Origin of the sequence: Sphingobacterium deserti (assembly GCF_000757725.1) — a bacterium.
GTDB lineage: Bacteria > Bacteroidota > Bacteroidia > Sphingobacteriales > Sphingobacteriaceae > Sphingobacterium > Sphingobacterium deserti.
In genome coordinates, this window is sequence record NZ_JJMU01000012.1 from 12,824 (window position 1) to 32,603 (window position 19,780).

Genomic DNA, 19,780 nt, shown 5'->3' on the forward strand with positions numbered 1-19,780 from the left:
AAGAAAATTAAAACTGACGACTTAACAATAGCGATGGGAAGCAGCGTAGTACGGTAATAAAAAAGGCCGCTTATCGAAAAAGATAAAGCAGCCTTTTGCTGTAGAATTGAAATAAAATTATCCGTTTGACAACGCTGCAGCTCCAGAAACAATCTCCGAAAGCTCGGTAGTGATTGCTGCCTGACGAGCCTGGTTATAAGAAAGTTTAAGCGATTTAAGTAAATCACCTGCATTTTCTGTTGCTTTGTCCATGGCCGTCATACGTGCTCCATGCTCAGAAGCATTGGAATCAAGCACCGCCTTATATAATTGCGTTTTGATGGCTTTTGGAATCAATTCCTCAATAATCTTTTCTTTAGATGGCTCGATAATATAGTCTACTTCTGCAGCAGATTTATCCGATTCTTCTTTCTCTTCGGGAAGTAGAGGCAACAACTGCTCTGCAGTTAAGATCTGAACAGCTGCATTACGAAACTCATTATACACCACCTCCACACGATCTATATTTCCGGCTTTATATTCTTCCATTACATAATCTGTAACTTGCGATACATTCAAGAAGTTAAGATCGCTATACAAATCGTTGTAATTCCCAATGACGTTAAAACCACGCTTTTGAAAGAAATCGTGACCGCGCTTTCCAATAGCAATGATGCTTAAGTTGCCACGTGCGTGTTGCTCTGCATATTTGCTAAAAATTAAATTGTTAGCTGTTTTAATAGCATTAGCATTGAACGCACCTGCAAGACCTCTGTTTGATGTCAACACAATAACCAACACCTTTGTAGGGATACGGTCTTGTGTATATGGAGAGTCGTTTCCTTCCACAGAAGCGGAAACTTGAGCTAAAATATCTCTTAGCTTATTGGCATACGGACGTAACTGTACTATAGCATTTGTCGCACGCTTCAATTTCGCGGCAGCCACCATCTTCATGGCCTTCGTGATTTGTTGCGTCGAGCTTACCGAGCTAATCCGGTTTCTTACTTCTTTTAAATTTGCCATATACTAGTGTCGATTTGAGCTGTGCGTATTGTGTATGTGCACACACAATACGCTAGCACTCATATCTGATTAATATTTTGCTGCTAAGTCCTTAGCTACTTTATCTAACACATCAGTCAATTCATCACTGAATTTGCCGGCTTTCAAGCCCGCTAAAACTTCCGGATGACGTTGTTCCAACTGAGTCAAATACTCTTCTTCAAATTTACGGACATCTTTTACCGGAACCGAACGGAACAAACCTTTGGTACCTGCATAAATAATCGCAACTTGCTTTTCTACTGCTACAGGAGAGTACTGACCTTGTTTTAATATTTCTACGTTACGAATACCCTTATCAAGAACAGCTTTCGTCGCTGCATCTAAATCAGATCCGAACTTAGCAAAGGCCTCTAGCTCGCGGAATTGTGCTTGATCCAACTTCAATGTACCAGAAACTTTCTTCATTGATTTGATCTGCGCGTTACCACCTACACGCGATACCGAGATACCAACGTTGATTGCTGGACGGATACCTGCGTTGAACAAGTTCGATTCCAAGAAAATCTGACCATCTGTAATCGAAATTACGTTTGTAGGGATATAAGCTGATACGTCACCTGCTTGCGTTTCGATAATCGGTAGTGCTGTTAAAGATCCGCCACCTTTTACCAAATGCTTAATGGATTCTGGCAAGTCGTTCATGTTACGTGCGATATCATCGGAAGCGTTGATCTTCGCTGCTCTTTCCAATAAACGGGAGTGCAAATAGAAAACGTCTCCTGGGTATGCTTCACGTCCTGGAGGACGACGTAACAATAGAGAAACTTCACGGTAGGCTACAGCTTGTTTCGACAAATCATCATAAACGATCAACGCCGGACGACCTGTGTCGCGGAAAAACTCCCCAATCGCAGCACCTGACATTGGCGCATAGAATTGCAAAGGTGCAGGATCCGCCGCTGAAGCTGCTACCACAACCGTGTAAGCCATCGCTCCTTTTTCTTCAAGCACGCGAACGATATTCGCTACCGTAGAATTCTTTTGACCAACGGCAACATATATACAGAATACAGGATGACCTGCATCATAAAACTCTTTTTGGTTCAAGATTGTATCGATACATACAGCAGTTTTACCTGTCTGACGGTCACCGATTACAAGCTCACGCTGGCCACGGCCTACTGGAATCATTGCATCAATAGCCTTGATACCTGTTTGCAAAGGCTCAGTTACCGGCTGACGATAAATTACCCCTGGTGCTTTACGCTCGATTGGCATCTCGTAAGTCTCGCCTGCGATAGGTCCTTTACCATCAATAGGTTGGCCTAATGTATTCACAACGCGACCCAACATACCTTCACCAACCTTGATAGATGCGATGCGTTTTGTACGTTTTACGGTATCTCCTTCTTTGATTTCGTCTGAAGATCCTAAAAGTACAACACCTGCGTTGTCTTCTTCCAGGTTCAATACGATACCTTCTAATCCGTTATCAAATTCAACCAACTCACCGGACTGAACTTTAGTTAAGCCGTAAATACGAGCAATACCGTCACCCACAGTAAGTACGGTACCCACTTCCTCGAGTTCGGCTTCTGATTTAAAGCTTGACAATTGCTCTCTAAGAATTGCCGAAACTTCATCTGGTCTTACCTCTATCATTGTTATTATTATAAGGGGTTTTTGATTTTATTTTTTATCCAAAAGTCAATGCGAATTAAACGCCTTGACTTACAAAATATTTTTCCAATTTATTCAATTTACCGGCTATCGTTGCGTCGATCTGTCTGTCGCCAACAAGGAGTTTGAAACCACCGATCACGGAAGCATCTACCTTGTTCTTAAGCAATACCTGAGCGTTGATTTCTTGAGAAATCTTTGCCTGTAAATCATTCAGATTTTTTTCCGATAATTTCGTTGCCGAAATAACAGTTGCATTAACGATACCTTTCAATTGGTTGTATTCGCGAATAAATTCCTGAGCGATATCAACTAGAATATCACCACGCCCCTTGCTTACTAATATATTGAAAAAGGATACGATCAAGGGGTTCACCTTTCCATTGAAAAGGGCCTGTAAAATACTCCGCTTTTTATCTGCACTGATGATAGGGTTCTTTAGAACTGTCTGAATTTCCGTATTGGACTTCAAAACGACAACGATTTGATCGATATCGGCTTTAACAGCGTCTAAATTACCTTGCTCCTGTGCTAGTTCAAGAAGTGATTTTGCATATCTGGAGGCAACTGTAAAAATTGACATCTTATTAAATTATCTTTGATGAGCTCGCTACGCTCGGTTTAAAAAGTAAAAATTGAAAAATAAAAAAGCGTAATTGCTTTTCAATCTTAGTTTAATTTAACATCCTTCAACAAGTCTGCAACAAACGCTTCTTGCTTGCCTTGGTCTTGAAATTCTTTTGTCAATACCTTACGGGCAATATCCAAAGATAAAGAAGAAACTTGGTTTTTAACTTCAGCTAATGCTAAGTTCTTTTGTTCTTCGATTTCCCGCTTCGCTTGTTCTAGGATTTTCTTCGCAGACTCTTGCGCTTCGTGCTTTGCCTCAGAAACGATTTTATCTTTCAATTCTTTCGCTTCTTTCAAAATCTCGTCTCTCTCTGCACGCGCTTCTTTTAATAGTTGCTCATTCTCATTGGTTAAACGAGCCATTTCCAACTTTGCCTTTTCAGCAGAGGCCAAAGCATCAGAAATACCTTTCTCACGTTCTTCCAAAGCATTTATGATAGGCTTCCATGCAAATTTACCCAAGATAAAGATCACGATCAATAAAATGATAATTTGCCAAAAGAACAAACCATACGAGAACTGATTAATTAATGCATCCATTGTATAATAGTATAAAATATAATGTTTTTATTTTTTGTCTTTTAAAAAAGCACCTTTGCAACCAACCGTTGCAAAGGATGCCTTGTACTGTACACTGGCTTATTTACCTAGGATTAAAGCACCGAATGCTAAACCTTCTACTAGGGCACCAATGATGATCATTGCAGTTTGAATTTTAGATGCTGCTTCTGGCTGGCGAGCGATAGCTTCCATAGCTGAACCACCGATTTTACCTAAACCTAAACCTGCACCGATTACGATTAAACCTGCTCCAATTAAGTTGTACATAGTAATGAATTTATAATATAAAATTTAACAAAAAATGCTTAGTGATGAGCGTGCTCCTCAACAGCCATCCCGATAAATAAAGAGGACAACATGGTGAAGATAAACGCCTGTAAAAAGGCAACCAACAATTCCAAGAATGTAAGGATCAATGTCAAAACTAAAGAGACACCGATACTACCTGGCACCGTCAATTGCTGTTGAAATAAGTAAACGATCGCGATAAGCCCCATCACCACAGAGTGACCAGCCGTAATATTTGCGAACAAACGAAGCATAAGGGAAAAAGGCTTTGTGAACATACCCAACACTTCAATAGGGGCAAGTACAAATTTGAATGGGACAGGAACACCTGGCATCCAGAAAATATGCTTCCAATAATCTTTATTAGCTTTGAAGTTTGTGATTAAAAACGTGAAGAGCGCTAGACATAGGGTAACCGAAATATTTCCAGTAACGTTAAAGCCCAGTGGCGTCAAACCTAATAGGTTCAAAACAAATATTAGGAAAAACACTGACAACAAATACGGCATAAATTCTTTGTAACGGTGGCCAATGTTTGGCATCGCCATTTCATCGCGAACATAAAGTACTAAAGGCTCCAGCGCACGACCCATACCTCTCGGCAATGCGTTTGGTCCTTTTTTGTATGTTCCTGCTAAACTTATGAAACCCCAAAATAACAGGGCTGCTGCAAGAAACAATCCCACGACATTTTTCGTGATCGAGAAGTCTAAAGGTTTTGCATTTGTAGCATGGTGATGCTCGTCAAAGGTTAATGTCCCTGTGGCATCTGTCTTGTAGATCTTACCGTGGTGTAACTTGTAGTGCTGACCATCTTTTTCAACCACCGATTCTCCATGATGAAATTTGCCGGATGAAAACACTTTGAGACCTCCGTCAATCAAGATAACTGGCAAAGGAAAACCATAGTGCTTCCCAGCTTTTTTATCCGTAAACAACGAAAAATAATAATCGTCCTCCAAGTGATGCTGACTGTATTCCTGAATTTCCTCCGCCTGAGATTTGGACTCTCCATCATGATGCGCTTCTTCAGCGGCACGAAGTGCGGTAAACGGGGCAACAGCAAAGAAAATTACTGTAAAAAATAAAAGTGCTCTCTTAAGACTCACCATTTCGATTTACTATTGAATGATAAAAAATTTTGCGCAAAAATACAACTTTATTTGGCATTTGTTAACAAATGTTAGAACTTTTTATAGATTTACTTTTCAACAACCTTTACTCCTTGATTCACAAGCTTATAAGCTGCCAAAATATCATATAATAAAAAGATAAAAAACACCACTAAAAAGTTCAATTCTAAAAAGTCATTTTCGAATAAATTTAGGCCGGATCGAATAAATAAATAGCTCGCGATAGCCTTTATCAGAATACAGCCCAGAAATACAAAACTCAGATAATTTGGGAAAGCAAAATCTGCTAACATCAGCAATATGGCGACTGCTAGTGACGCCCCAAAAAAGAACATATACATGCCCGTCAGTGAGAAATCAGTTTGTAGCCAATATGAATCAAGTCCCAAATTTTGTAAGATTAATGTATGAAGGCAATAACTTACTCCTGCTAACAGCAACAGAAAAATTCCGAAACGCACATACTTACTCATTCTTATTTAAATAATTGACCTGTCTTATAAACTGATACATAGATACGATAACGCCTAACATGGTTAGCCCCTTCATCCACCACTCCCCCTCTACCGAATAACGCTCGTCCAACCAAGCGCCCAATCGGTAAAACAAGTAAATTGTTACACCCATCTGTATAGGCATGGAAGTGAAGACTAACCATTTGTTTTTCGCTTTACTTCCCTTTTTTTCTTCCATCTTCCATCGGCAACTAAAAGGACTCAAAGATAGGATTTAATATGCAGAAACTATCCTGCACACTCCGGCTTTTCTAAATTCGTACAAAAAGAAAATCATAATCAGTCGGCGGTAAGCTCCAGCAGTTTTTGTCCGATCTTTATGTCCGGATAATCAAAGTCTGCGCCCAACATTACTTTCAGTTCAGAGGATGACTTTTCAGGGTTTTCACGGATAACATCCATTATTCTATTCAATTTTTCCTCCGCGATTAAATCGGTAGCCTCAACCTCTGTCCCCACGTAATTGATCAAGTGCCCATAGATTGTGCCTACGACCATATCTCTCTTTTTCGAAATCTCTTCAATGCTCAGACCATCCATAAACATATCAAGCGAAATCGCTTTCGTATCCTTCACGGCGTAATCATCCGTAGTTGATTTCACACGACTATCCTTGGTCTTTTCCTTCGCATTGATTGAATCTACAACCTGAGATAAATCGCCCTCCTGTGTTAAAATATCAGCAATGGTGAGACAGTGGTCCAATTGCTCTTTTTTGCGCCGGAAGTCCAGCAACAGCGAGCGCAGCTCTTCAACATATTTTTTGGTGCGCTTTTTTATTTTCCACTCTTCAATATGCTGCTGCATAGCCAGTAGCACATCTGCATCGAATTTTGGAAGAAACCATGCCACGGCGGATTGCGTGCGCTCACAAATCTTTCCATAGTCTAATTGCGCTTTATCGCGCAGCATAGCATACAATTGTGTAATAAATTTATTAGCCACTTTTTCTTGCTCTCGCAAGGCGTCAGCTACGCCGTTCAATACGGCAAGAGCAGCATCTTTGCTATCTATATTCCGCTTTGTCAATGATTCTTTAAGCTCTTCCACGCCTTCTACCAAAGTTCCCCAACGAAAACTTTGCAATAAGATTTGTCCGAGATAGTGCCGTTGACATACCTCCAACATTTTTGCTACTTCATCACCCGGACGCATGCGCTTCATAAAGTCTACCACTTGGAAATCTGTACGGATAGAATGATGAGGAATTTTAGACTTCAAAACAAGCCCCTCCAGCCCTGTGAGCCGACTTAACGCCACGTAAACCTGCCCTGCAGCAAAAGATGCACCGGCATCGATCACCGCTCGATCAAACGTCAGACCCTGACTTTTGTGAATCGTAATGGCCCAGGCCAAACGAAGCGGAAATTGTGAGAATGTGCCCATCACCTCTTCCTCAATCTTATCTTCCCCTTTATTGTAGTTATAACGAATGTTCTCCCACGTTTCACGTCGCACCGTCACATCTTCTGAGCCATCTTGAAAAGAAACAAGGACTTGATGTTTATCCAAATGCAACTCTTTCACCGTCCCGATCTTTCCGTTGAAAAATTTGCGATCTTCACCAGTATCGTTTTTGATAAACATCACCTGCGCACCTATTTTAAGGGGAAGGATTTCCTCTGCAGGAAACGATGATTGCTGAAATTCATCCTTGACAACCGCCTTAACATTGTGCATAGTACCGTTTAACCGCATCAGCTGTTCTTGATTAATACCCTCTGCCAGTTTATTATGAGATGTCAATGTAATAAATTGCTCCCCCTCTTCTGGAGTGAACTGCTCACTATAGTGCGCATTTAAATAATCTAAATCCGCTTGGGAACATTCGTTATTCCTGATATTATTTAACAAGCCTATAAAGTCATTATCATTTTGCCTGTATATTTTATTCAGCTCCAAAAGCACGGGCGGATGCTCGCGCAAGACTTTGGCATCGAAAAAGAACGGACTGCTGTAATGCTGCCGCAACACCTGCCATTCATGGTCCCGCACCACGGGCGGCAGCTGGTAAAGGTCACCTATGAACAACATTTGCACGCCTCCAAATGGACGCATATCGCGCCGCACCGATTTCAGAATCACGTCGATCGCATCCAGCGTGTCCGCACGAACCATGGACACCTCATCAATCACCAGTAGCTCCAACTCTTGTAAGATAGCGCGCCGTTGTTTCGTGAGTTTGATGGTTGAAAAAAGTCGACTCTTGTTATAGATGTGGCTGTCTTGTTCGTCCCATTTAAGCGTATAGTCTTCGATAAACACACCGAAGGGCAACCAAAAAAGGGCATGTAAGGTAGTGCCACCTGCATTCATGGCTGCAACGCCTGTTGGCGCAGTGATTGCCATTTTTTTATAGGAGTTTTCCCGGATATACTTTAAAAAAGTCGTTTTACCAGTTCCGGCTTTGCCGGTTAGAAATAAATGCTGATTAGTTTGATTAACGAAAGAAACGGCCTGCATAAAGGCCACATTTTTACCGTCAACTTCTGTATGTCCCATGAATTTACTCCCTGATTATTGATGAATCACAAAGATAACAATATCTAGCCGTTCATCCGAAGATCGGTATCGATAAGGTTTGGAAAACGCCTTATCAAATATATCGAAACAGGCTCACTAAGTTTAAAAGCGCATATACAGCGCTTTTTTTTGGTGTAATTTAAGAAAACTATTAACTTCACCACAAATACGAAAGACATGGCAGAACATATGGAAAAAGGCGAATTATTTAGCCAGATTGAAGAGAAACTAAAAGCGCAAGGTTTTGAAATTGACAACGTCGATCAGACAAGACCTTGGGGCGGTTTTTTTGTAATTAATGAAGACCAAGCGCAGCAATTTGCTGATCAATACTTCGACGGACTGGATGTGCAAGGTTTAAAAATATCTGGTAAGTTAAGCCCCAAAATACTTGTTGTTGCTCCCAACAAACGCCTATCATGGCAATACCACCACCGCCGTGCAGAAATCTGGCGCGTGACGCAGGGCGAAGTTGGCGTGGTAACGAGCAATACAGATGAGGAAAATGAGCTTAAAAGACTTACAGTTGGCGAATTTATTAGATTGTCGCAAGGCGAGAGACATCGCTTAATCGGATTGGAAGGCTATGGTGTAGTTGCTGAAATCTGGCAACATACAGATAGCGAGAACCCGTCAGACGAAAGCGATATCGTGCGCGTTCAGGACGATTTCGGCAGATAGTTTTTTCCTACCAAAAGGAAGAAAAGGGGAAATTCAGCAGACGCTGAACTTCCCCTTTTCTTTAAGACTTGCTAAACATACTCTTAAGCGACTCCATGAACGACGGCTTGGCAATTCCAACACCGAGTCCATAAGCGCTGCGCGCCACTTCTGCATATTTATCACGCAGAGAAGGTATCTCGGAAACAGGCACCTCCACGTTGCACAACGGAATGAACTCAATATCAGCAACCGCTTGATACCTGTCCACTTTCTTTTTGATAGTATATTTAAAGAGTTCGTATTCGACGGCTAACTGCTTATTCGTTATTTCATCACGGGTATCGATGGGCTTGTCGGAACGAATAGTAATTTGGTATTTTTCAGACTCGAATGGCTGCCAAAAGCTTACATCTTTTTGCACATACTCCCGAAGATTCTGTTTTACTACACTAGAATCATAAAATTTTAAATACTTCCGCCCATCGCTAGTCATGTAATAAGGCTTATTGATGCTTGCCGTGTATTCGGTAATAAAAACGTTATCAACCTTGTCATCCCTCAACACTGCGATTGCTGCGTCTTTAAAAATTTCGCGTTTGTCGTTTCCACTATCAGACTCCACAAAGTCCAGGCAATTAAAAACAAAGTTATTCGTATGGTCTACAATCGCTTTCTTATTGGTGTTTTTGAAATACCTACGCATCGCATTTGCACGATTATATCTGTACGTAGTTTTTAGTGTTATAAAACCTATATCATCTTTAACCTCAAAAAGAACCTCATCGAAAATAGAGAAACCTGACGATTTATAACCTCCCCGCTGTTGAATGGTGCTTTCCGGCTTTATTTCTAAGTAGTTTAAAAAACTGATGAATGATCTGTTTTCTAAAGAACCATATTCGTCACGGGAGGTAGCATCAATGAAATACTCCTTTCCATCGTTAGAAATCTTCAGGATAACGTGGTTGAAATTGAAGAGCGACGGCAGATACTGGTTTACATAAAAGTCTGCGTTGAAATTTACCAAAACAATCGCAGATTCAATACCGAGATATTGCAGAATACTTTTAAGAAGTACCGTTTTAGCTTTGCAATCTCCTTGTTTAAACTCATACGTAATCCAAGGGTCCTGCGGCTTGTGCCCATGCATCTCGTCCTCATTATATAGATAGCGAACACTATTTTGCACATACTCGATGGCAAACTGGATTTTAGCATCTAAATCTGGTAGCGCATCCAATTTCGTCACCAAATCTGGCGCATACTCACCAAGTGATTTTGTTTCCAATGCTGCTTGGTAGTAGGGGTAAACCAACTGCAACAGCTCCTCATAGTTGTGGTCAGTCGCAAAATCAATAAATGGGTATACTTCCCTATTCACGTCTACCGAGTTCAGATAATTTGTATAGCGAAGCGAAAAGTTGGTGTCAGGCTCCACTAGACCCTGCTCTATGGGCAATAGTTCACCTTGATCGTCACGGAAATAAAGCTTTTTGTAGCGAATGGGATGTGTACGTTTGTTAATCAAATCAAACTCGTATGTACCGTAGGCCCAATACACGTCTGGACTAAACCATATATATTTAATTAATTCTTTACGCAAAAAATCCTTTTCCGTAAAACGAACGACACGCGTATCCTCAATAATCATAATATCGTGCAGACGAACGTCCTTAATGACGACGTTCACCTTTTTTGAACTATTCAAGACACCGTCAATACTCTGCGTTTCGTTATCCAGTACCTTGAATGTTGTATCCGGTAATTTATCAATCAGAATGCCATCCCGCAGCACGGCGATGCGATGGAATTCGATGTGCTCCGCCGGATATAAAACAAACTCATTTACGGAAGCAAAATCTAATGTACCGGGCTGCTGCACGCTGTAAGCCATGAAATTGTATTCAGCATTGTGACTATTATCGGTAAACTGAAGCTTCTTAAGGAAGTAGCAGTAGTCCCTGCCATTATCATACTGTTCTTGGGAAAAGTCTGTTTCGACGATCCATGACAGCAGTCGCTCATCGTCCACTGTCTCTACCCAAGAGGCGGGGGGTACAATTTTATATTTATCCTGTGATTCCTGTTCCATAAAAAAACGCTTTTGTTAAATATAAGTAAAAGTATAACGCGTTAGAAACAAACAATCTATAAAATAGTTGATTTCAGTAAAAAATAGCAATTTTCAGGGATCCCGAGTTTTTGTATCAACCCATGCGGCTTTTTTTCCTATTTTTGTTTCGAAAAATAAACCATCATAACGTTAAATGACGACATATAACGAAGACAGTATACGATCGCTGGATTGGAAAGAGCATATCCGTCTACGTCCCGGTATGTACATCGGGAAATTAGGGGATGGCTCAGCCTACGACGACGGCATCTATGTATTATTGAAAGAGATAGTTGATAACTCGATAGACGAGTTTGTAATGGGGGCTGGCAAAACCATTGATATTACCGTTCATGAAAATAAAGTCGCCGTTCGCGATTATGGCCGTGGTATCCCAATTGGCTCAGTGGTTGATGTTGTTTCCAAAATTAATACAGGTGGTAAGTATGATAGCAAAGCCTTTCAGAAATCGGTAGGCTTAAATGGCGTTGGTACCAAAGCGGTAAATGCCCTTTCCAGCCAGTTTGTGGTGCAGTCTTACCGTCAAGGTGTTACCCGTATAGCGCAGTTTAGCTGCGGCGAACTAGTGAACGACGAACAAAAGGATACCTCGCAGCGCAACGGTACATCGACCAGCTTTTATCCAGATGAATCCATATTCCGAAACTACAAATTCCGGAATGAGTTTGTGGAAAATATGATCTGGAACTATGTGTTCTTGAATACGGGATTGACGGTAAATTTTAATGGTCAGAAATATATTTCTGAAAATGGTCTTAAGGACCTTTTGGAGCGGAACATCGACACGGAGTCCATGCGCTATCCCATCATCCACCTTAAAGGCGAAGATATCGAAATTGCGTTGACACACGGGCAACAATATGGTGAAGAATATTACTCGTTCGTAAACGGTCAGCATACAACCCAAGGTGGTACGCATCAAGCTTCTTTTCGGGAAGCACTTGTTAAAACCGTTCGTGAGTTTTATAAAAAAGAGTTTGATGCCGCAGATATTCGTTCGTCGATTATAGGCGCTATCGCTATAAAAGTGCAGGAACCGGTCTTTGAATCGCAGACAAAGACAAAATTGGGTTCTCAAAGCATAGGGCCAGACGGGCCAACCGTGCGTACATTCATCAATGACTTTATTAAAAAAGCGCTTGACGATTATCTACACAGGAATCAAGATACCGCAGATGCACTTTTGAAGCGTATCCTGCAGTCGGAACGAGAGCGCAAAGATATTGCAGGCATCAAAAAACTTGCTAATGAACGGGCTAAGAAAGCCTCATTGCACAACAGAAAACTTCGGGATTGCAAAGTTCATTTCAACGATAAGAACGAACGAAATCAAGAAACTACACTTTTCATCACCGAGGGCGACTCGGCTAGTGGCTCCATCACAAAGTCACGTGATGTGCAAACACAGGCGGTGTTTAGCTTAAAGGGAAAGCCGCTAAATTCTTACGGCATGTCTAAAAAGATCGTCTACGAAAATGAAGAGTTTAACTTATTACAGCATGCGTTAAATATCGAGGACGGGATTGACGGGCTGCGCTATAACAACATCGTGGTGGCGACAGATGCCGATGTGGACGGCATGCACATCCGCCTTTTATTGCTAACTTTCTTCCTTCAGTTTTTTCCGGACTTGGTGAAAGCCGGCCACGTTTCCATATTGCAAACGCCGCTATTCCGCGTCCGTAATAAAAAAGAAACGATATATTGCTATTCCGATGAGGAACGGCAACGTGCTATTGCGAAACTCGGTGGAAAGCCAGAGATAACGCGATTCAAAGGTTTGGGCGAGATATCGCCGTCGGAATTCGGGCTTTTTATAGGTAAAGATATACGTCTCGATCCTGTCATTCTATCGAAAGACAACAAACTTCCTCAGCTACTGGAATACTACATGGGGAAAAATACGCCGGATCGTCAAAAACATATCGTCGAAAACCTTCGAATAGAAGTAGATTTAGAAGAAGAACTAGCAAACGCTGCTGTAGCCTCTTAAAGCTACAGCTCAAGCATTAAAATATATGCACAGCCAAACCCTCATCCTAATTCAATGCCAAGATGCTGTTGGATTAGTAGCAAGTATTGCACAAATTATTGCTAAGCACCAGCTTAATATCGTTACTATGCGGGAATTCGTGGATGAGGAAAATAAAAAATTCTTTCTTCGCGTAGTGTGCAGTGGAATACCTGCCTCCCCCGCCGCCTTACAGCAAGATTTACATGCAGACTTACCAGCCAACGCATTAGTAACGATCAATCCCGACAGGCAAAAGAAACTCGTTGTTCTGGTTACAAAAGAACATCACTGCTTGGCCGACATACTCGTACGCCACTTTTTTGAAACGCTAAATGCAGATGTTAAGGCGGTTGTAGGTAATTATGATACACTGAAAAGCTTTACCGAAAAGTTTGACATCCCCTATTATGTAGTTTCTCACGAGAATAAATCGAAAGAGCAATTCGAAACCGAGCTGGCGGAAATTATCGAGCCTTTTAATCCAGATTACATTGTGCTCGCTAAATTTATGCGGATTCTTTCGCCGAGTTTTGTATCACGGTTTGAAAACAAATTGATCAATATTCACCATTCGTTCTTACCTGCATTCATCGGCGCAAACCCGTACAGGCAAGCCTATAAAAGAGGCGTGAAGATCATTGGTGCTACCGCACATTTCGTGACGAATGATTTGGATGAAGGCCCCATTATTGTACAGCGCACAAAATCAATCAACCATAGCTATGATGTGCCAAACCTAGTTACCGCAGGAAAAGAAATTGAAAAAGCGGTGCTAAGCCATGCCATACAGTTGCTTATGGAAGACCGTGTCATGCGCCAAGGCAACAAAACTATTGTATTCGAATAGCCTTCAGGAGGCATGGGAAACAGCCTGCAAGGAAGAGCATGAGATAAACAAAATGATTGATATCATTTTTTCCTAAGGACTCCATTATTTTATAGGTGCATGTATTTGCCTTACTTCGCGGGTATAATACAACTATATGAAACATGGTTTCCACATCCCAGTATTAGGACTGGCGTTTTCCATTGATACACCGCTAAAAGTGGCCAAGTTTGGCATCAATTCAGTTGTCTCGATTGTCGACGATGAACTGATTGAACGTATGCGCCTATTCTACTTGAAGCAGAACAATCTTCCCGCACAGCCTATTTCCAAAAAAGAAGATGATTATCGGGCAAAAAGAATAACAGCTTATCTGAATATGTTGCGAGAGATGGTGGATGCTGATCTGTCAAGCATGCGAGCTGGACATTTTTCCGGAACATCTGATCTGGACAAATACTTCAACTTGCTACCTGACAACAGCCCGGAAAAACAAACCTACCTGACGATGCTTAGCAGTAAGACGGGCATAGAAAAAAAACAACTTATTGAATCCCTCAAAAACAGCATTCAGCCGGGCGACATCGATGTAAATATTATGTCTAAAGTAGATAAGGTAAACATGGATCAACATGGTATGCCTTTGGAAGATAAATATTCTGATGCGACGGCAGCATTACGCGGATTTGCCAATTCTACCTTGTGCTCCGCTGTTATCCTATCTGCCGGAATGAATCCGAGGTTGTACAACTACCTTGCGGAACTGCCTGCCTTCTTCCCAAATGAAGCCGGGATCATAGAGAAAAAGATTGCACTAAAGGTTTCCGATTTCCGATCAGCCCATATACAAGCGAAATACTTAGCAAAAAAAGGGCTATGGGTCTCTGAGTTTCGCGTAGAGTCCGGATTAAATTGCGGCGGCCATGCATTCGCGACAGACGGCTATCTATTGGGGCCAATATTGGAAGAGTTTAAACACCGCAAAGCGGAACTTCTTGATGAGCTATCGGCAATATATCATCAGGCGCTAAGCGAAAGAAAATACGCGAAGCTACCCGACCTCACCACGCGATTTACAGTACAGGGCGGGATCGGCACGGCCGAGGAACAATCATTTCTATTAACCTATTACGGCTTTGATAGCGCTGGCTGGGGATCGCCATTTTTGTTGGTACCGGAAGCTACGACAGTGGACAAAGAGACATTGGATGCACTCGCAATGTCGAAAAAAGAAGATTTTTATCTAAGCAATGCTTCCCCGCTCGGCGTACCATTCAATAATTTTCGCAAAAGCACTGCCGAACAGGAGCGCCTAGCGCGCATTCGAAAAGGTCGTCCCGGGAGCCCTTGCATAAAAAAGTATCTAATTTCCAACACCGAGTTTTCAGAGGCGCCAATTTGTACCGCTGCGCGCGTTTATCAACATGCCAAAATAAAAGAGCTTGAAACAAAGCAACTTTCTGCGCCTGAATATCAGCAAGCTTTTGATCGGATAACAGAAAAGACCTGCCTCTGTGAAGGCTTAGCTGCATCTGCCTACTCGATATACGGCATTCGCAAAGCAAAAGAAAGTAGTGCGGTTGCCATTTGCCCAGGACCTAACACCGCATTTTTCAAAGGAACTTATACCCTTCAACAAATGGTAGATCATATATACGGACGTGTGGCTATAGATCTGCACAACAGACCAAATCTATTCATTAATGAACTGAAACTATACGTAGAATACCTGCGCAGCTACATGCGAGAAATGGCACATGATGCAAAAAAAATAAAATTCGCGGAGAAATTCAGAATGCAGTTGCTCGCTGGAATAAACTATTACAGGACAGTTGACAAAACACCTTGTAAAATAGGTTTCTTAAACGTCTCAACTTTCTATTCCGGATTGCAAGATTTTGAAGAGCAACTTTTGAACCTCCAACATGAACGAGAAAAGCGGGCTGTCTAAAAGCTAGGTGTGATCGTCATCGCGAGGAGGAGGCACGACGACAAAGCGATCGTATGTAAATTAAATGCAGATTTGTAATTATCAGCTGCGCGAGATAGCACTCGAACCTGATAGAATGAGATTTAAGCCGAGCTGCCTTCTGCAGTCGTCACACTTCTAAAGACGCATTTTTACGGGTGCCTAATTTTAAAGTAAGCGTAACGAAGCAAGCTGAGCAACAATATATATTTGCTCAGCTGCGAAGCTTACTTCGCTATCTTACGAAATTTACCAAATACACCAAGAGGCAGTTTGGGACCTGCTGATGCTTGTAAATAAAGCTCGCCTATCTCTAGATTTTCGACAGCAGGAAACGACGTGCGGATCAGATTTTCTACAATGACCGATGAAAATCCTAAGGAGTAGGTATTCAAGATCAAGAAATGTTCTTTCGGATCGAGCAATTGCACCACATCGCGCATCATCTCCATGATGTGGTCTTCAAGCTTCCATTTCTCACCTTTGGGGCCATGGCCATACGCCGGCGGGTCTAAAATGATTCCGTTGTACTTATTTCCTCTTTTTAATTCGCGTTTTACAAACTTCAATGCATCTTCAACCACCCATCGGATATTATCAATTCCTGAAAGCTCTTGATTTTCGTTCGCCCAAGTGACTACTTGTTTTATCGAGTCTACATGCGTTGTATCTGCGCCCGCCGCCTTCGCAATCAGCGATGCGCCTCCAGTATAAGCAAAAAGATTAAGCACTTTAGGTTGTGGAGTCTTAAATGACTTTATCGAATCTGAAATATAATCCCAATTAACGGCTTGTTCTGGGAAAATGCCCACATGCTTGAAAGAGGTTAACCCCAATCGGAATTTAATAGCGACATCGTTATTTTTATAGCTGATATGCCAGCGATCTGGTGTTGATGATGCTTTCTTTACCCAATCGCCAGATGTTGCGGAACGTCCTCTGAAACGAATATGCTGTCTTTTCGTCCATTCCCCTTCATCTAAAGACTTTGGCCATACCGCTTGTGGCTCTGGGCGAATAAGAACAGCGTTACCAAAGCGTTCCAGCTTTTCAAAATCACCGCAATCTATAAGTTCGTAATCCTCCCAGTGTTGTGGAGTAAGGAGTTGAATATTTGTTGTTGAAGCCAAAGTTAAAATTCAAAAGTTAAAAATATCCAAAATGCACTTGCACATTGTGGAATAAAGCATGTGTGCAAAAATATGAACTTAACAGCGACTTATCAAATGAATCGACCCCGTGCTTACGTAATTGTTGATCGGGCAGCCTTCATGAGCGGGCTTGCAAAAACGAAGTCATTCAGCTCCTGAACATCCGATCGCAACATTTCATCGTTTGAGCCTTCCCAAAATTTCTCTCCTTTGTATAGAAATAAAATGTATTCACCGATCCCCATCACAGAGTTCATATCGTGCGTGACGACAATAGTGGTGCATTGATACTCCTCGGTAAGTTCCTGTATAAGTTCGTCAATTAAAATTGACGTTGCAGGATCCAGTCCGGAATTTGGTTCATCGCAAAATAGATATTTCGGATTCATACTGATGGCACGTGCTATACCGACCCTTTTTTTCATACCCCCGGAAAGTTCCGCAGGATATAGCTTGTTTTTATCTTTCAGGTTGACACGCTCCAAGCAAAAATTCGCACGATCTATCTTCTCCTGTTTACTCATATCGGTAAACATATCAAGCGCAAAAACGATATTTTGTTCCACCGTCATAGAATCAAATAAGGCAGAATTTTGAAAAAGCATACCTATATCCCGACGAATGGGTACACGTTGCTCAAAATCCATCCCTGTAAATTCTTCCTTGCTAAAGAAAACTTTTCCCTCTTCGGGCTCATGCAAGCCCACGATACACTTGAGTAACGTACTTTTGCCAGATCCTGACCCTCCAATAATCAAGCTCACTTTACCCGGCTCAAAAATGGCATCTATACCTTTCAGTACGTGATTCTCACCAAAAGATTTGTTTATATTTTGAATTTCAATCATATGTTAAAGCATCAATGCCGTAATTATATAGTCTGATACTAATATAGATATACAACCGATCACCACGGCTTTGGTACCTGCCTGCCCTACCTCCAGTGCCCCTCCCCTTACGTAAAAGCCCATATAGGCCGGAACCGAAGTGATAATAAAACCGAAGAAAAAGGCTTTGACTAGTGCAACGGTGACAGTAAACCCGTTGAATCCACCTTGTATTCCTTGAATGTAGTCTGATGGTGCCACTGCCCCAGAAAGCGTTCCGCCGATCAACCCGCCTGTTATTGCACAGAAAATCGCGATAATAACCAAGGCTGGAACCATCACTGCTCCCGCTACAACTTTAGGTAAAATGAGATAGCCAGGTGCATTAATACCCATAATCTCCAATGCGTCTATTTGCTCTGTGACACGCATGGAGCCAATTTGCGACGATATTGCGGATCCGACTTTACCCATAAGCACTAACGCTGAAATGGTGGGCCCCAACTCCAAAATGTTGGAGTCTCGGTTGATCTGACCGATCACCGTGGGCGGGATAAGATCCGAAACCAGCTGAAATGCGATTTGTAGTGTCATAACAGCACCAATAAAAGTGGATATGATGACGATTAGACCAAGCGATCCGATCCCAATCTCGTTCATTTCATGAAAAATTTCCTTTGAATATATCTTCCATTTTTCAGGCTTTTTGAAAACCTTACGCAATAACAAAACATACTTACCAAAATGGTGGAATATCATAGAATAATTGACTCTTAAATTAACATTATTGCAATATACACATTTACGAGGAAGAATTTTCACCGCCTCAAAGGTTTGCTTCACCGAAGATATTAACAACATAACCTAAAACTGGTTTTATAAAAAATTAGTATGTTATAGTTTTGACCTATATATTTACATGGAAATACAAAATATGGAAAACAAAATTACCTCCGGCATTTGGTTCGTCTTTATAGGGTTGATTCTCTTGTTGCATAATATTGATGTAATTGATTTCAATTTTATAGCAATATTGAAGTACTGGCCATTGCTTATTGTTATCGTAGGTATAAATTTGATTGTGCAGAATCGTGTGTATGGCAACTATATCAAGATTGCCTGTAACCTGATGTTTCTCGGATGGATAACCTATGTTGGACTGACAAAGCCTTCCACACATTGGACAACTGACCTTTTAAATAACAGAGATATAAAAATCGGTGATTTAGATGATACTGACTCGCTGCAACAACAGGTAGAAGTTGCTTTGGATAGCGCGATACCGGAAGCAAAGCTAGAATTTAATGGCGGAGCTGGAAAATTCAAACTGACCGCTAGTGATATTGGCCAACTTATCACCGCAAAAAGTGGAGATAATAAGATGGGGATGAACATAAAATCCAGCCAAGATAATGGGAACCAGATCGTCGTTTTAAACGCAAAACCCATCACAGATGGCAAACAAACGGGTGCAGTTTTGATCGATCTTAATAAAAAACCGTTGTGGGATTTTGAATTTAACTATGGTGCAGCAACTATTGAAGGCGATCTATCCACCTTACGCTTTAAAAATTTAGAAATAAACACAGGTGCTAGCAAAATGGATTTGAAATTGGGGATGCCTCAGATTGAGCGATCTAGAATCAATATAGCGACAGGAGCTTCTAAAATACATTTTAGCATCCCAAAAGACGCGGCCATAAGTGTAAAGTACTCGTCAATACTATCCAAAAATGCATTTGAAGGATTCAAATCTAAGAAAAATGGCAGAGCTGTCACAGCGAACTACGACGAGGCTCCAACAAAGTTTGATATTGAGCTTGACGGCGCCGCCAATACATTTACTATTACCCGCTATTAATATAAAAATTAGCTAACT

The 19,780-nt window shown here is 41.4% G+C and carries 18 protein-coding genes; 5 read left to right on the forward strand and 13 right to left on the reverse strand.

What is annotated here, in order from left to right; all coding sequences use genetic code 11:
• Nucleotides 1-117: 117 nt before the first annotated feature.
• From atpG to DI53_RS03795, 9 genes are all read right to left on the reverse strand, one after another.
• A complete protein-coding gene (atpG, locus tag DI53_RS03755; RefSeq protein ID WP_037495560.1) occupies nt 118-1,005 on the reverse strand; it encodes an ATP synthase F1 subunit gamma in 888 nt (295 codons plus the stop codon).
• A 69-nt stretch (nt 1,006-1,074) separates the two neighbouring features.
• The gene (atpA, locus tag DI53_RS03760; RefSeq protein WP_037495562.1) at nt 1,075-2,649 is read right to left on the reverse strand and encodes a F0F1 ATP synthase subunit alpha; all 1,575 of its coding nucleotides are present in this window, start codon (nt 2,647-2,649) and stop codon (nt 1,075-1,077) included.
• 55 nt (nt 2,650-2,704) lie between these two features.
• Nucleotides 2,705-3,250 carry a F0F1 ATP synthase subunit delta gene (locus tag DI53_RS03765; protein WP_037495564.1) on the reverse strand — a complete coding sequence of 182 codons (546 nt, stop codon included), beginning with the start codon at nt 3,248-3,250 and terminating at the stop codon, nt 2,705-2,707.
• Nucleotides 3,251-3,336: 86 nt separating this feature from the next.
• Entirely contained in the window at nt 3,337-3,837 is a 501-nt protein-coding gene (locus DI53_RS03770) for a F0F1 ATP synthase subunit B (RefSeq protein ID WP_037495567.1), read from the reverse strand.
• Nucleotides 3,838-3,936: 99 nt separating this feature from the next.
• The gene (gene atpE / locus DI53_RS03775; protein WP_028070619.1) at nt 3,937-4,125 is read right to left on the reverse strand and encodes an ATP synthase F0 subunit C; all 189 of its coding nucleotides are present in this window, start codon (nt 4,123-4,125) and stop codon (nt 3,937-3,939) included.
• Nucleotides 4,126-4,163: 38 nt separating this feature from the next.
• On the reverse strand, nt 4,164-5,258 hold the full coding sequence (atpB, locus tag DI53_RS03780) for a F0F1 ATP synthase subunit A (RefSeq protein ID WP_037495573.1): 1,095 nt from the start codon (nt 5,256-5,258) through the stop codon (nt 4,164-4,166).
• A gap of 89 nt (nt 5,259-5,347) precedes the next feature.
• Complete coding sequence (locus tag DI53_RS03785; RefSeq protein WP_037495575.1) at nt 5,348-5,752, reverse strand: hypothetical protein; 405 nt, start codon at nt 5,750-5,752, stop codon at nt 5,348-5,350.
• On the reverse strand, nt 5,745-5,972 hold the full coding sequence (locus DI53_RS03790) for an AtpZ/AtpI family protein (protein ID WP_037495577.1): 228 nt from the start codon (nt 5,970-5,972) through the stop codon (nt 5,745-5,747). Before DI53_RS03790 ends, DI53_RS03785 begins: the two co-directional genes overlap by 8 nt.
• 101 nt (nt 5,973-6,073) lie before the next feature.
• Nucleotides 6,074-8,296, reverse strand: a complete 2,223-nt coding sequence (locus tag DI53_RS03795) for a helix-turn-helix domain-containing protein (RefSeq protein ID WP_052072040.1) — start codon at nt 8,294-8,296, stop codon at nt 6,074-6,076.
• Between the two features lie 198 nt (nt 8,297-8,494).
• On the opposite strand from DI53_RS03795, the gene DI53_RS03800 reads away from it, so the two are divergent.
• Nucleotides 8,495-8,998, forward strand: coding sequence for a cupin domain-containing protein (locus DI53_RS03800; RefSeq protein WP_037495578.1), 504 nt, complete (start codon nt 8,495-8,497; stop codon nt 8,996-8,998).
• A gap of 61 nt (nt 8,999-9,059) precedes the next feature.
• On the opposite strand, the gene DI53_RS03805 is transcribed toward DI53_RS03800, so the two are convergent.
• Entirely contained in the window at nt 9,060-11,072 is a 2,013-nt protein-coding gene (locus DI53_RS03805; protein WP_037495579.1) for a transglutaminase-like domain-containing protein, read from the reverse strand.
• 175 nt (nt 11,073-11,247) lie between these two features.
• Between DI53_RS03805 and DI53_RS03810 the strand changes: the two genes are divergently transcribed.
• The 3 genes from DI53_RS03810 (at nt 11,248) to DI53_RS03820 (ending at nt 15,905) form a co-directional block, all read left to right on the forward strand.
• Nucleotides 11,248-13,107, forward strand: coding sequence for a DNA topoisomerase IV subunit B (locus DI53_RS03810; RefSeq protein ID WP_037495580.1), 1,860 nt, complete (start codon nt 11,248-11,250; stop codon nt 13,105-13,107).
• Nucleotides 13,108-13,132: 25 nt separating this feature from the next.
• Entirely contained in the window at nt 13,133-13,975 is an 843-nt protein-coding gene (gene purU, locus DI53_RS03815; RefSeq protein WP_037495581.1) for a formyltetrahydrofolate deformylase, read from the forward strand.
• A 136-nt stretch (nt 13,976-14,111) separates the two neighbouring features.
• On the forward strand, nt 14,112-15,905 hold the full coding sequence (locus tag DI53_RS03820; RefSeq protein ID WP_037495584.1) for a hypothetical protein: 1,794 nt from the start codon (nt 14,112-14,114) through the stop codon (nt 15,903-15,905).
• A gap of 245 nt (nt 15,906-16,150) precedes the next feature.
• Here the strand turns inward: DI53_RS03820 and DI53_RS03825 are convergent, their stop codons facing one another.
• The 3 genes from DI53_RS03825 to DI53_RS03835 form a co-directional block, all read right to left on the reverse strand.
• The gene (locus DI53_RS03825) at nt 16,151-17,053 is read right to left on the reverse strand and encodes a class I SAM-dependent methyltransferase (RefSeq protein WP_037495587.1); all 903 of its coding nucleotides are present in this window, start codon (nt 17,051-17,053) and stop codon (nt 16,151-16,153) included.
• A 113-nt stretch (nt 17,054-17,166) separates the two neighbouring features.
• Nucleotides 17,167-17,922 carry an ABC transporter ATP-binding protein gene (locus tag DI53_RS03830; protein ID WP_037495589.1) on the reverse strand — a complete coding sequence of 252 codons (756 nt, stop codon included), beginning with the start codon at nt 17,920-17,922 and terminating at the stop codon, nt 17,167-17,169.
• Between the two features lie 3 nt (nt 17,923-17,925).
• Nucleotides 17,926-18,660 (reverse strand): MlaE family ABC transporter permease, encoded by a 735-nt coding sequence (locus tag DI53_RS03835; protein ID WP_037495591.1) that lies wholly within the window; start codon nt 18,658-18,660, stop codon nt 17,926-17,928.
• 175 nt (nt 18,661-18,835) lie between these two features.
• Between DI53_RS03835 and DI53_RS03840 the strand changes: the two genes are divergently transcribed.
• On the forward strand, nt 18,836-19,762 hold the full coding sequence (locus tag DI53_RS03840) for a LiaI-LiaF-like domain-containing protein (RefSeq protein WP_131555168.1): 927 nt from the start codon (nt 18,836-18,838) through the stop codon (nt 19,760-19,762).
• Nucleotides 19,763-19,780: the final 18 nt, after the last annotated feature.